Source organism: Escherichia sp. E14V7 (genome assembly GCF_004212225.1).
GTDB lineage: Bacteria > Pseudomonadota > Gammaproteobacteria > Enterobacterales > Enterobacteriaceae > Escherichia.
In genome coordinates this window covers 482905-497549 of record NZ_RHJJ01000001.1, presented here as the reverse complement: position 1 = coordinate 497549, position 14645 = coordinate 482905, and the positions used below count along the sequence as shown (strand labels likewise).

12 protein-coding genes and 1 tRNA gene are annotated in these 14645 nt (G+C 43.9%); 8 read left to right on the top strand and 5 right to left on the bottom strand.

The window, feature by feature from the left end:
* Window positions 1-212 precede the first annotated feature (212 nt).
* From kduD to D9741_RS02400, 3 genes are all read right to left on the bottom strand, one after another.
* Entirely contained in the window at window positions 213-974 is a 762-nt protein-coding gene (gene kduD / locus D9741_RS02415; RefSeq protein ID WP_130207762.1) for a 2-dehydro-3-deoxy-D-gluconate 5-dehydrogenase KduD, read from the bottom strand.
* A 28-nt stretch (window positions 975-1002) separates the two neighbouring features.
* Entirely contained in the window at window positions 1003-1839 is an 837-nt protein-coding gene (gene kduI, locus D9741_RS02410) for a 5-dehydro-4-deoxy-D-glucuronate isomerase (protein WP_130207764.1), read from the bottom strand.
* A gap of 278 nt (window positions 1840-2117) precedes the next feature.
* Window positions 2118-3305 carry an acetyl-CoA C-acetyltransferase gene (locus D9741_RS02400; RefSeq protein ID WP_130207766.1) on the bottom strand — a complete coding sequence of 396 codons (1188 nt, stop codon included), beginning with the start codon at window positions 3303-3305 and terminating at the stop codon, window positions 2118-2120.
* A 254-nt stretch (window positions 3306-3559) separates the two neighbouring features.
* On the opposite strand from D9741_RS02400, the gene D9741_RS02395 reads away from it, so the two are divergent.
* The 5 genes from D9741_RS02395 (at window position 3560) to D9741_RS02375 (ending at window position 9506) form a co-directional block, all read left to right on the top strand.
* Window positions 3560-4789, top strand: coding sequence for an amino acid permease (locus tag D9741_RS02395; protein ID WP_130217898.1), 1230 nt, complete (start codon window positions 3560-3562; stop codon window positions 4787-4789).
* Between the two features lie 460 nt (window positions 4790-5249).
* Entirely contained in the window at window positions 5250-5882 is a 633-nt protein-coding gene (locus tag D9741_RS02390; RefSeq protein ID WP_130207770.1) for a helix-turn-helix transcriptional regulator, read from the top strand.
* Between the two features lie 342 nt (window positions 5883-6224).
* Window positions 6225-7040: a transcriptional regulator gene (locus D9741_RS02385; protein ID WP_130217900.1), complete on the top strand. Its 816-nt coding sequence runs from the start codon at window positions 6225-6227 to the stop codon at window positions 7038-7040.
* A complete protein-coding gene (locus tag D9741_RS02380; protein ID WP_130217902.1) occupies window positions 7027-7509 on the top strand; it encodes a hypothetical protein in 483 nt (160 codons plus the stop codon). The genes D9741_RS02385 and D9741_RS02380 overlap by 14 nt, the downstream gene beginning before the upstream one ends.
* Before the next feature lie 590 nt (window positions 7510-8099).
* Window positions 8100-9506, top strand: coding sequence for a winged helix-turn-helix domain-containing protein (locus D9741_RS02375; RefSeq protein WP_130217904.1), 1407 nt, complete (start codon window positions 8100-8102; stop codon window positions 9504-9506).
* Between the two features lie 164 nt (window positions 9507-9670).
* On the opposite strand, the gene D9741_RS02370 is transcribed toward D9741_RS02375, so the two are convergent.
* Both D9741_RS02370 and actS read right to left on the bottom strand, forming a co-directional pair.
* A tRNA-Gly gene (locus tag D9741_RS02370) sits at window positions 9671-9744 on the bottom strand.
* Between the two features lie 78 nt (window positions 9745-9822).
* Window positions 9823-10581: an amidase activator ActS gene (actS, locus tag D9741_RS02365; protein WP_130217906.1), complete on the bottom strand. Its 759-nt coding sequence runs from the start codon at window positions 10579-10581 to the stop codon at window positions 9823-9825.
* Between the two features lie 367 nt (window positions 10582-10948).
* On the opposite strand from actS, the gene xdhA reads away from it, so the two are divergent.
* The 3 genes from xdhA to xdhC are packed head-to-tail and all read left to right on the top strand — an operon-like array spanning window position 10949 to window position 14611.
* Window positions 10949-13246 carry a xanthine dehydrogenase molybdenum-binding subunit XdhA gene (gene xdhA / locus D9741_RS02360; protein WP_130217908.1) on the top strand — a complete coding sequence of 766 codons (2298 nt, stop codon included), beginning with the start codon at window positions 10949-10951 and terminating at the stop codon, window positions 13244-13246.
* 10 nt (window positions 13247-13256) lie between these two features.
* Entirely contained in the window at window positions 13257-14135 is an 879-nt protein-coding gene (xdhB, locus tag D9741_RS02355) for a xanthine dehydrogenase FAD-binding subunit XdhB (protein ID WP_130207782.1), read from the top strand.
* On the top strand, window positions 14132-14611 hold the full coding sequence (gene xdhC / locus D9741_RS02350; RefSeq protein ID WP_130217910.1) for a xanthine dehydrogenase iron sulfur-binding subunit XdhC: 480 nt from the start codon (window positions 14132-14134) through the stop codon (window positions 14609-14611). Before xdhB ends, xdhC begins: the two co-directional genes overlap by 4 nt.
* The last annotated feature ends 34 nt before the right edge of the window (window positions 14612-14645 follow it).

Genomic DNA, 14645 nt, shown 5'->3' with positions numbered 1-14645 from the left:
ATGTGATGGACATTCCAATTTTCAAATTAAGTAAAATTATTAACATTATTATTAACTACCTAATTTTAAAGCAGATAAAACTCATAAAGTTTATTAATTGATAATTGATATGGATTATTTCATAACCGAGATATGGATTATGATGATCTGCAGGTATAAAAAACCCTGCCATACTGAATGAACGGCAGGGTCATAAAAGTGAATTGAATAAATTAACGCGCCAGCCAGCCGCCATCTACAGCGATGGTATAACCATTCACATAGTCTGAAGCACTGGAGGCAAGGAACACCACTGGCCCCATCAGATCGCTCGGCAATCCCCAACGCCCTGCCGGGATGCGGTCAAGAATTTCCGCACTACGCTGTTCATCAGCCCGCAGTTGTTGGGTATTGTTGGTCGCCATATAGCCCGGAGCAATCGCATTAACGTTGATGTTATGTTTTGCCCATTCGTTCGCCATCAGACGGGTCACGCCCATCACGCCGCTTTTTGATGCGGTATACGAAGGTACGCGGATCCCGCCCTGGAAGGAGAGCATGGACGCGATGTTGATAATCTTGCCACCGTTGCCCTGTGCGATGAAGTGTTTCGCCGCCGCCTGAGACATGAAGAATACACTTTTGATGTTCAGGTTCATCACATCGTCCCAGTCTTTTTCACTGAAATCGAGTGCATCTTCACGGCGAATCAATCCGGCGTTATTGACCAGGATATCAATATGGCCGAACTCTGCTACTGCACGATCCAGCAGTGCAGGAATGCCATCAATCTGACGTAGATCGGCGTTCAGGCTTAAAAAGCGACGCCCCAGCGCCGTGACCTGTTCAATGGTTTCTGTCGGTTCAACGATATTAATACCGACGATATCACAGCCCGCTTGCGCCAGTCCCAGCGCCATCCCCTGCCCCAGCCCAGTGTCACAGCCAGTGACTACCGCGACTTTACCATCAAGAGAAAATTCTTTTAAAATCATGATAATACCTTATTCATTTTGCCCGCAACTAGCGCAGGTCTTTAACGGCAACGTGGTCCATATCATCGAAGACCTGGTTTTCACCGACCATGCCCCAGATAAAGGTATAAGCTTTGGTCCCTACGCCGGAGTGGATAGACCAACTCGGGGAAATGACGGCCTGCTCGTTATGCATCACAATGTGACGCGTTTCTTGCGGTTGCCCCATCATGTGGAAAACGCAGGCGTCATCATCCATGTTGAAATAGAAGTAAACTTCCATCCGACGCTCGTGGGTGTGGCATGGCATGGTATTCCACAGGTTTCCCGGAGCCAGCTCCGTTAGCCCCATGCTCAACTGGCAGGTTTCCAGCACATCTGGCACAAAATATTTGTTAATTGTGCGACGATTACTGGTGATGTTATCGCCCAGCGTAACCGGAGCGACTTCAGCCGGGGTCACTTTTTTAGTGGGATACGTCGTATGAGCAGGTGCGCAGTTGTAATAAAACTTCGCCGGAGTGGCACTATCAATGCTGGCAAAGACCACTTCTTTTGCACCTTTGCCAACATAGAGAGCGTCGCGGTGACCGATTTCGTAGCATTGACCATCGACGGTAATCGTACCAGCGCCGCCAATATTAATAACGCCCAGCTCGCGACGCTCCAGAAAGTAGCTCACGCCCAGTTGTTTTCCAACTTCCCCGCCAACAGAAACCGTTTTTGCTACCGGCATAATGCCGCCAACAATAATGCGGTCAATGTGGCTGTAAACCATCGTGTACTCATCCGCGACGAATACCTTTTCAACCAAAAATTCATTGCGCAGCCCCTGTGTATCCAGCGTTTTTGCATGCGCACTGTGGATGCTCTGTCTTACGTCCACATCAACCTCCGATAATCATTGAACTGTAAAATTACAACGATTGTGAAACATCGTTTCGTTTTATTCTTTAAAGGATGATATGCCTGCGCAGTGCGCTTTTCAATCAAAAATAAAACATTGTTTCATTTTTCGATAAGGGATTGAGAAAAGTGTCGCGTCGATCACGAATAAGTCAGGTGAAGGAAAAACTCAGAGTCTATGGGGTATGTGCGCAGACGTGCCAACCATCATCATGAAATGGCTTGATGGCGGCAGATGTTTAACGAATAGAAAGGAATTTAGATCGGGTCGTCACGTTCAATAGTTAACGCCACGCCCTGACCACCGCCAATACAAAGTGTAGCCAGCCCTTTACGCGCGTTGCGTTTTACCATTTCATGGACCAAAGAAACCAGAATACGGCAACCGGATGCGCCAATCGGGTGACCCAACGCAATTGCGCCACCGTTAACATTGACCCGACGTTCATCCCATTCGAGCATTTTGCCAACGGAAAGCGCCTGCGCGGCAAACGCTTCATTAGCCTCAATAAGATCGACATCAGAAAGCTGCCAGCCCACACGCTCAAGGCAACGGCGAGTCGCATATACCGGAGCAATCCCCATCAGCGCAGGATCAACACCAACACTGGCAAAAGCGCGAATACGTGCCAGCACGGGTAAATTCAATGCTCGCGCTTTGGCTTCGCTCATCATCATTACTGCAGCAGCACCATCATTAATAGATGAAGCATTACCCGCAGTAACAGAACCGTGGCTATCAAATGACGGATTTAAGCTCGCCAGCCCTTCTGCACTGGCATCCGTACGCGGCTGCTCATCGGTATCAACAATCAATAGTTGCCCATTGTTTTGCGTTCTTACCGGGACAATCTCATCGTTGAATCGTCCAGCGTCAATGGCCGCCCGCGCTTTTTGTTGTGAACTAAGTGCATAGGCATCTTGTAATTGACGGCTGATACCATATTCACGCGCCAGATTTTCGGCAGTGACACCAATATGGTAATCATTGAATGCATCCCATAAGCCATCATGCACCAGACTATCAACCAGTTGGCTATCGCCAAGCTGTGCTCCGGTACGGCTATCAGTCAGGACATGTGGTGCGCGACTCATGTTTTCCTGACCACCGGCGATGACAATATCAGCCTCACCACACTGGATCGCTTGTGTGGCAAGGTGCAGTGCTTTTAACCCGGAACCACAAACATCATTAATCGTAATTGCCGAAACACTGTTGGGTAGACCACCTTTAATGGCCGATTGCCGTGCTGGATTCTGCCCAGCCCCTGCGGTCAGAACCTGCCCCAGAATCACTTCATCCACCGCATGTGCAGCAACGCCAGTGCGTTCTAATAACGCTTTCACGACCAGGCTACCAAGTTCTACGGCAGAATGGCCAGCCAACGCTCCACGAAAGCAGCCGATAGGTGTTCGTAACGCACCGACAATCACAACGTCTTTCATCACAACCTCGCACAGATTAACAGCGCAATAGTAAATGATTGTTAATAAAAATTATTTTAAATGTTTAAAAATAGTGATTTTTATCACAAAGGAAATTCACCGGAATGAGGGATGGATACCCAACTGGCACGCAAGGTTTGCATCTACTAACCCATGAATCCATGAGCTGATATAGCGTTAATCTCCCATGTTTGACCTGGTTTATGGTAAATTGCCCTCCATTTTTCTTAATTTGTAGATGATACGTTCAAATAATGTCTAAAATTTGGTCAAAAGAAGAAACTCTCTGGAGCTTCGCACTTTACGGCACAGCCGTTGGCGCAGGCACGCTCTTTCTCCCTATTCAGCTAGGTTCAGCGGGAGCGGTAGTCCTGTTTATTACAGCACTGGTCGCATGGCCTTTAACATATTGGCCACATAAGGCCCTGTGCCAGTTCATCCTTTCTTCAAAAACATCCGCAGGCGAAGGGATTACTGGCACAGTAACTCATTACTATGGCAAGAAGATCGGCAATCTGATTACCACTCTTTACTTCATTGCTTTTTTTGTCGTCGTGTTGATATATGCAGTGGCGATCACCAATTCGCTGACAGAACAACTGGCAAAGCATATGGTCATCGACCTGCGCATTCGTATGCTGGTGAGTCTGGGTGTTGTGTTAATTCTGAATCTCATCTTTCTGATGGGGCGCCATGCCACAATTCGGGTAATGGGATTTTTGGTGTTTCCACTAATTGCCTATTTCTTATTTCTTTCTTTCTACCTCGTCGGTAGCTGGCAACCCGCTCTATTAACTACCCAGGTAGAGTTCAATCAGAATACCCTTCACCAGATATGGATATCGATTCCCGTGATGGTTTTCGCCTTTAGCCATACACCCATTATTTCTACGTTTGCTATTGATAGACGTGAAAAATATGGCGAACACGCTATGGATAAATGCAAAAAAATTATGAAAGTCGCTTATCTCATCATCTGTGTGAGCGTGCTTTTCTTCGTCTTTAGCTGCCTGTTATCAATACCACCTTCTTATATTGAAACAGCTAAAGAAGAGGGCGTTACCATTTTATCGGCACTTTCTATGCTGCCAAATGCCCCTGCATGGTTGTCGATTTCCGGAATAATTGTCGCGGTTGTAGCAATGTCTAAATCATTTTTAGGTACCTACTTTGGTGTTATTGAAGGTGCAACGGAATTAGTCAAAACAACGCTACAGCAGGCAGGGGTTAAAAAAAGCCGTGCATTTAACCGCGCGCTGTCAATTATGTTAGTGTCACTGATTACTTTCATCGTTTGCTGCATCAACCCTAATGCAATTTCGATGATTTATGCGATCAGTGGTCCACTTATTGCCATGATTCTTTTTATCATGCCAACGCTGTCAACATATCTCATCCCGGCACTTAAGCCCTGGCGCTCCATCGGAAATCTAATTACGTTGATCGTCGGTATCCTGTGCGTATCGGTAATGTTCTTTAGCTAATCACTGATGTGAATGGTTCAAAATAACCACTATTTTGAACCATTCCAATTCTTACAGTGCACATCTTGCTTTGTTCACACTCCCCAAACGCTCCATAACTTAAACGAGCATTATCAAGCCGTTATCCTAAATAAAAATCTGAACATCTTAATTAAGACTATTTAAGATGCATCACTTAGATTTACAAGATATCTTCTGGTCATTCGAAAACAATTTGCAGTATAGATATTCTTAATACATTAGGCACTTGTCTGATTTGCAATAAGGCCAATATGATTAACTGAGTGAAATCCAATCACATTTAAAGCTTAATGATGCACGCTTAAATATACCATTAAGAATAATGACAAATACGGATTAAACACAATTTTTCATAAAAAGCTTACTAAATCAGAGTGTATTGACATCATCAATAACCAATGAAATTATGCAATTATCTATGAATAGGGAGGTTATTAACATGAGGCTTTGTAGTCGCTATAAAAGTCTTACATGCAATAGTTGCTCAATGCATTGCCAAATAATGCCAGAAAAATCACCACGTTTGCAGTATTGTGCAAATGCATGTTTTTGTATGTGGCCCGAAGAGAGTTCGTATTTTAATCGTGGCGTGGTTGAAGGTATATTAAGTAAAAACCACAATGCGCGATTAAGCGGATACATTTTTGTAGATTTTTCAGTAAGCTTTTTACGCCTTTTTTTAGAGAGTGACTGGATCGACTATCTTACGAGTACTGAGATGGGAATAGTGTTAGTAAGCGATCGAAATATGCAATCTCTTGCTAATTACTGGAGGAAACACAACTCCGCGATATCAGCCATTATATATAATGATGATGGCCTGGATATTGCTAACGAAAAGATCAGACAACTATTCATTGGTCGTTATTTGTCATTTACCAGAGGCAATACGTTAACTCAAATGGAATTCACCATTATGGGACATATGGTTTCTGGTTATAATCCATATCAGATTGCAGAGGTTCTTGATATGGATATCCGTAGCATCTACGCCTACAAGCAAAGAATTGAAAAAAGGATGGGTGGTAAAATAAACGAATTATTTATCCGTTCACACTCCGTTCAGCACTGAAACGTAACTGTTGATAATAATAAGCATTGTATATACGGGCACTTATAAAGATGCCCGTATTTTATCACATGGACTTTTAATTCAGTTTATTTGAGCGCTTATTTAATTATGTCACCTTACGCGCTACCGCAAAAATGAAAAGATATTGCGAGAAGAAGGCATAAAGACAACGGTTAAGAGTGTTAAATTTGTTAATCCACATGGAATTTTAAGTTGCATTGATATGCTATAACTATAGTTTGCATGATAAATATAAAATTAATATATATTTATTCCATGAATACTAATATACTTATCAAACTATATAATTTCAATTTACTTAATTTTATGTTTCATTGACGTATGTACTGGATTATTAACGATAATATTGAGTTCTGGCCAGAGCACAGAAAATTAATTTCGGTACATGACGCCGAGCTTAACGCCGTTCTGACAACGCCAGCAAGCAGGTGCTTATCGCTGCTACTTGAAGCCTTTCCTGATGTGGTTGCACAACAGGATTTTTTCTCCAGAGTCTGGGAAGAAGAAGGCATGCGAGTACCGGTCAACACGTTATATCAAAATATATCGATTATCAGACGCGGGTTTCGCACGGTTGGTGAAACCAACCATTCGCTTATTGCAACCGTGCCGAGAAAAGGTTTTAAGCTCAGTAATGATATAAACATAGAAAACCATGTAATAATCCCTTCTGCAGATGCACAAAAGACCATATCTCCCCAATGCTTGAACGTTAAAGATGAGTTTAAAGAGACAAGTGCTCATCCAGATAATTATCTCAGAAATATAGTCAGGCTATCTAAAAATTATTTACCCATGCTAAGTGCATTTTCCGTAGGTTTGCTTACCGCATTTTTTCTCTGGCACAATAGTCAGCCCAAATCATTCTTTAAAGATTACAAAACTGTTGCACAAATAAATGGTTGTCATTTCAATGTTACAGAAGATAGCATTGATGGGTTGAAAGATCTCGATCAATATAAGAACCGTATATTAGGATCTGGAATTGATTGTAAAAAGTACCCCTGGCTATATTTCCCTCTCGATAAATCATCTCCCGGATTGATTGTTATGGCATGCAAAAAAAACCATAGTAATAACACAGTTGCAGACTGTTTAACTCTATCGTATCGCGGAGTTAACCATGATTCGTTATAAAAAAACGCTGTTTATTATTTTATGCTTTCTCAGTGGCTTCATTTTTTTTATTGCCTATCATTATTCCAAAGAACAAATAGTATACAATGAGAAATGCACGGCCAATTGGATTATATTTAATGACCAGGGAAGGGCTAATCTCACTATTGACTTTATGTATAATAAAAATAAAAAGACAGGAACTGTTGCGCTTAGCGGCACCTGGAAACAAAACACGAACACTTATAAATCATTTCGCCGAGATATTGAATATACGTGGATCGAAAATTATGACACTTTGCATCTTACCTCTACCAAAATAAATAAATTTGATATTATCGATCAAATTTCAGATGATAATCTGGCACAACTCCTGCCTGATTTTTATATATTCCCGGGAAAAATGATAAGCTATAATGTTCAAAAACAGAACAATCATGATTTTCTTTTAAGCATTGGCAATAGAGCAATTATGTATTGCGCAAGGTAACAAAACAACTTGATGCTGCATCTGTAATTAAAAGTCAAAACAACAAATGTAACATTTCAGGCATTGGAATATAATCTTTATATATTCTTTTAGCCATCTTCATCTCTGACGGTTCATGCGGCAATCCCCTCCCCCATTCAAATTACATCCGTCATTAAAAAATCCTTCCGCACTCCACTATGACAATAATGGTGTAAAAATAAACGCTGGTTCGCACAGAGATGTTTAATAGAGCACATAAAAATAATAGCTATTAATAAATAAAATTACTCTTGCAATAATTCTTTCACACCAGATTGTCAGTCGACGAATAACTATTCCTCACAGCCTATCATTTTATCTTAAATGAACAATTACATTAAATTAAGAAATGTGATAAGCAGAACTTTATCAATTATTTTCAATAGGTTATATACTTACATGATTAACAAATCATTAATTAAGAATATTTCAGATTACAATCACATCAAGCTAATATAAATTAACTTAAACAATCATGATGAATTTCGTTAAATGAAATATATGAATATCAGTTATATCTGTTACTCATGCAGGATGCCAAAAACCACAAACTTAATAGAGGTGAGCTAATGGATTTAGAAAATAAGTTTTCATATCATTTCCCTGATGGAATCATACTTACAGAGGATGGCATTCTTACAAAAGGGAATGAGGAATTTTACATCCCGCCGAAAGAACTCGGTGTATTATTTGTATTGCTTGAATCGGCGGGAAATGTTGTATCCAAAGATGCGATCATCGAATCTGTATGGAAAAATGTAATTGTAAGTGACGAATCCCTTACACGATGCATCTATTCATTAAGATGTATTTTTGAAAGAATTGGCTACAACCGTTGCATTGAAACCATATATAGAAAAGGTTATCGATTCAGTGGGCAAGTATTCAAGATAAAAGAAAATCAAGATAATGCTCCAGGCAGCACTATTGCTTTATTTCCATTTACAATATCTCACAGTAGTCAGGATCCATTAGCGCTTAATCAGGAACTTGTACAACTAATCTCAAATAAAAAAACCGATGATCTCTATATATATCCAATGACTGCAACCCAGTATTGCATAGATAATAAATCTCAGACAGCCTTCCTGGCCAGGTTCAAACCCGATTATTTTGTCACAGGAAGAATCAGCAAATATGATGCTTCAAATAGTTTATATATTGAAGTAATCGATGCAAAAAGTTTTTATCTTATTGCCAGTACACATCTTCAGGCAGATGACATACAAAAAATCTCACACTTTATAATTAGCAACTTATATCTGGCAATGAAGAAACCTAAAGTAGAACCAGGTTTTATGTCCCGACACGTACCTTCTGATGAAAATATTTTATCAGCCGAAATGTCTGCCGGGAAAAATGAACTAAATGAATTCACGCCTGAAAGCATTGCCAATGCAATAACTATATTTGAAAGTGTTAAAAATAAATCTAATGCTCAGTCAATAACCAATGAATGCTATTGCCTGTTGGCTGAATGTCATATGTCTATGGCACTTCATGGTCTATACGAACTTAAACATGCAACTCAAAAAGCATTGGCCTTTATAGATAAGGTATCTGATAAAAATATTTTCGATGGGAATATTTTAGGAATTATGGGACTGATAACCGGTCTTTCCGGACAAACGACTGCATCACGCATTTTTTTTGACCATGCACAGACACAAGTATTAGATGTAGCCTCCTTGTATTACTATAAGACACTGGTAAATATATATAACGAAAGAATTGAAGATGCTATCGCTTGTATAGACCAGTCACTGCTACTTGAACCCAAAAGACATAAAGCCGCTATAATAAAAAAATGCATTGATGTATATGTTTCTACAACACACAATGAAAGAAATGCGTTCTCTTATCACGGAACAGAGAAAGAATATCATTTAGTTATTATCAATAACATTCAAAAATTGAAGCAATTGACAAAAGTTAACAGCATTATTGATTTTAATGCTCAATATGAGGTCGCTTGATCTGCAATAAATATCATAAGCAGAATAGTGCTCTATATTTTGAGCTATACACTCTATTTTTATAGGGGATATTGGATTTATCTACATCTGACGTGAACGTATCAACAATAACGGAAGAATTCGATGACTACGGAAAAAACTGAGAAAGAGAAAAAGTAAGAAACTGGAGCGGGCGAAGGGAATCGAACCCTCGTATAGAGCTTGGGAAGCTCTCGTTCTACCATTGAACTACGCCCGCTTCGAGATGCGTAAGGCATTATAAACCTTACGCTCTCCTAAGCAAGTGCCTTGCTACTGACTGCTGATTAATTCGCCATCAGCACTTTGGCTTGCTACCCTGTGGCGGCAAGTAGCGCAAAGGATCTATTGCCGTAGCACGGTAGCGAATCTGGAAATGTAGCCGCACGGATTCCGCATCAGTACTTCCCATAGTTGCTATCTTTTGCCCAGCCTTAACACTTTGCCCATTGTTCACCAACATCGTGTCGTTATGGGCATAAGCAGTAATGTAATCTTCACTGTGTTTAATCATTATAAGATTACCGTAACCACGCAGCTGATTACCCACATATACCACTTTCCCGGCACCTGCAGCGTATATTGGCGTCCCGCGTGCCGCCGCAATATCAATCCCTTTATTGCCACCATCTGCCATTGAGTAAGGCATAATAACCTTTCCGCTCGTTGGCCATAACCAGCAACGTTGCCCAACCGGCGGCCATGAAGATTTCGAAACGGCCGAAGACGGTGTCACTGACGCTGTTTTTGTCGTCGATTTGCCGGTGGATTTGCGCGTGCCGTTACTACTTTTTTTCGCCCCACCCAGTTTCAGCTTTTGGCCGATTTCTATGGTATAGGGGGGGGAGATGTCGTTGAGTCGGGCTAGCTCTTTTACGCTGGTTCCCGTGGTGCGTGAAATACGATAAAGCGTATCCCCCCGTTTCACGGTGTAAACGGAGCCGGAATACGTTCCTGTATCTGATGATTTGCTACCCGAGCAGCCAGCCAGAAGCAGCCCTACCGATAACAGCATCACGATACCCAGAGTTTTTTTATTCAGGCGTCCTGCGCTCAAAATCTTTCCTCGCTAAAAAACAAGACGCTATATCATAGCAGCCCCCCGTCAGATCCCCAATCCATTGCGTGGGAACAGGCATGTACGAATCAATAACTGTTAAAGAATCAATTAGCACCGTTGGCAAACATCGGAACCATCCTGATTGACCTCTAATACTCATTTATCACAATGATTTTTATCACGCTCATATTGATAAACTGCACTCACTTTCTTTGCTGATAAAAATGCATCATCCGTAGCGTTTTTTTAACGACATCACACTTCCCCTCTCCCCTCGTGTTTATAGTCGTTTCTGGCGTAATTCTTGCCTGCAAAGACTTAATCATTGCCATAAGAACCAAATGTTCAAATCAAGGGGATTTCTATGGAAGCGCGGGAAGCAACCGCTACAGGTGAATCATGCATGCGCGTCGATGCCATTGCGAAGGTCACCGGGCGGGCACGATATACTGACGATTATGTTATGGCGGGCATGTGTTACGCGAAATATGTACGTAGCCCAATTGCACATGGTTATGCGGTGAGCATTAACGATGAACAAGCCAGAAGTTTACCAGGCGTACTGGCCGTATTTACCTGGGAAGATGTTCCTGATATTTCCTTTGCCACGGCGGGCCATGCCTGGACTCTGGATGAGAATAAACGCGATACCGCCGATCGCGCCCTGTTAACACGCCACGTCCGCCATCATGGAGATGCGGTTGCTATTGTCGTTGCCCGTGATGAACTCACAGCGGAAAAAGCAACGCAACTTGTTCACATCGAATGGCAGGAATTACCCGTCATTACCACGCCAGAAGCGGCACTGGCAGAAGACGCTGCGCCAATCCATAGCGGCGGCAATTTACTGAAACAAAGCACGATGTCGACAGGTAATGTCCAGCAAGCAATCGACGCCGCCGATTATCAGGTGCAGGGGCATTATCAGACGCCGGTCATTCAACATTGTCATATGGAAAGCGTGACCTCATTGGCGTGGATGGAAGACGATTCACGAATTACCATCGTTTCCAGCACCCAAATCCCGCATATTGTCCGCCGCGTTGTCGGTCAGGCGCTGGATATTCCCTGGTCGTGCGTGCGGGTTATCAAGCCCTTTGTCGGCGGTGGTTTTGGTAATAAACAAGATGTACTGGAAGAGCCGATGGCGGCATTTCTGACCAGTAAACTCGGCGGCATTCCGGTTAAAGTTTCCCTAAGCCGCGAAGAATGTTTTCTGGCGACCCGCACTCGCCACGCTTTTACCATTGACGGACAAATGGGCGTCAACCGCGATGGTACGCTAAAAGGCTATAGCCTGGATGTTCTGTCTAACACCGGTGCTTACGCTTCACACGGTCATTCCATCGCTTCTGCAGGCGGCAATAAAGTTGCTTATCTCTACCCGCGCTGTGCCTATTCTTATAGCTCAAAGACTTGCTATACCAATCTGCCCTCAGCGGGTGCGATGCGTGGTTATGGCGCACCGCAGGTGGTTTTTGCTGTTGAATCTATGCTGGATGATGCTGCCGAAGCGCTGGGTATCGACCCTATCGAAATTCGTTTACGCAACGCCGCTCGTGAAGGCGATGCAAATCCACTCACAGGCAAACGCATTTACAGTGCCGGATTACCAGAGTGCCTGGAAAAAGGGCGGAAAATATTCGAATGGGAAAAGCGCAATATGGAGTGCCAGAAGCAACAAGGTAATCTGCGCCGCGGCGTTGGCGTAGCCTGTTTTAGCTACACCTCTAACACCTGGCCTGTCGGCGTAGAAATCGCGGGCGCACGCCTGTTGATGAATCAGGATGGAACCATCAACGTGCAGAGCGGCGCGACGGAAATCGGTCAGGGTGCCGACACGGTGTTCTCGCAAATGGTAGCTGAAACCGTGGGCGTTCCGGTCAGTGATGTACGCGTAATTTCGACGCAAGATACCGATATTACGCCATTCGATCCAGGCGCATTTGCCTCACGTCAGAGCTATGTTGCCGCGCCTGCGCTGCGCAGTGCGGCACTGTTATTAAAAGAGAAAATCATCGCTCACGCCGCAGTAATGCTGCATCTGTCGGCGATGAATCTAACCCTGATAAAAGGCCATATCGTACTGGTTGAAAGGCCGAAAGAGGCGTTACTGTCGTTAAAAGACCTGGCAATGGATGCGTTTTATCATCCTGAACGTGGCGGGCAACTTTCTGCAGAAAGCTCAATCAAAACCACCACGAACCCACCGGCGTTTGGCTGTACCTTTGTTGATCTGACAGTCGATATCGCGCTGTGTAAGGTCACCATCAACCGCATCCTCAACGTTCATGATTCGGGCCATATTCTTAATCCGCTGCTGGCTGAAGGTCAGGTTCACGGCGGGATGGGGATGGGCATCGGCTGGGCGCTTTTTGAAGAGATGATCATCGACGCGAAAAGTGGCGTGGTGCGTAACCCAAATTTACTGGATTACAAAATGCCGACCATGCCGGATCTGCCACAACTGGAAAGTGCGTTTGTCGAAATTAATGAACCACAATCTGCATATGGACATAAGTCACTGGGTGAGCCGCCAATTATTCCTGTTGCCGCTGCAATTCGTAATGCGGTGAAGATGGCTACCGGTGTCGCAATCAATACGCTGCCGCTGACACCAAAACGGTTATATGAAGAGTTCCATCTGGCAGGATTGATTTGAGGATAACATCATGTTTGATTTTGCTTCTTACCATCGCGCAACGACCGTTGCCGATGCAACCAACCTGCTGGCTCAAAATCCGCAGGCCAAACTGCTCGCCGGTGGCACTGACGTACTGATTCAACTCCACCACCACAATGATCGCTATCGCCATATTGTTGATATCCACAATCTGGCGGAGCTTCGGGGTATTACGTTAGCGGAAGATGGTGCACTACGCATCGGCTCTGCGACGACCTTTACTCAGTTAATAGAAAATCAGTTAACGCAACATCATCTCCCGGCATTATGCGCTGCGGCTTCGTCTATTGCCGGCCCGCAAATCCGTAACGTCGCGACCTACGGCGGAAATATTTGCAACGGCGCCACCAGCGCAGATTCAGCAACACCAACACTAATTTATGACGCGAAACTGGAGATCCATTCACCGCGTGGGGTCCGTTTCGTCTCGATTAATGGTTTTCATACCGGACCAGGTAAGGTTTCCCTTGAGCATGATGAAATTCTGGTCGCGTTTCATTTTCCTCCGCAGCCAAAAGAGCACGCAGGTAGCGCACATTATAAATATGCCATGCGCGATGCGATGGATATTTCAACAATCGGGTGTGCCGCTCACTGTCGATTGAACAACGGCTACTTCAGCGAGTTGCGTCTGGCATTTGGCGTTGCTGCGCCTACGCCGATCCGCTGCCAGCACGCTGAACAGGCTGCACAAAATGCGCCATTAAACCAGCAAACACTGGAGGCCATCTGCGAATCTGTCCTACAGGATGTCGCACCGCGTTCTTCATGGCGAGCAAGTAAAGAGTTCCGTCTGCATCTCATTCAGACGATGACCAAAAAAGTGATTAGCGAAGCCGTCGCTGCGGCGGGGGGAAAATTGCAATGAATCACAGCGAAAGTATTACTATTGAATGCATCATTAACGGTATGCCTTTTCAGCTTCACGCCGCGCCAGGCATGCCGCTTTCGGAACTGCTCCGTGCACAAGGGCTGCTTAGTGTCAAACAAGGATGCTGCGTTGGTGAATGCGGTGCCTGTACGGTGCTGGTTGACGGAACCGCGATAGACAGCTGCTTATACCTGGCCGCATGGGCTGAAGGAAAACAGATCCGCACGCTGGAAGGCGAAGCGAAAGGCGGCAAACTTTCTCATGTACAACAGGCTTATGCGAAATCTGGCGCTGTACAGTGTGGTTTTTGTACGCCGGGGCTGATTATGGCCACTACGGCAATGCTGGCAAAACCTCGAGAGAAACCGTTAACCATTACGGAAATTCGCCGTGGCTTGGCCGGGAATCTGTGTCGCTGTACCGGATATCAAATGATTGTGAATACTGTTCTGGACTGTGAAGAAACGAAGTAAAACGCAATCCGGCCTGAATTCAGGCCGGATTTTT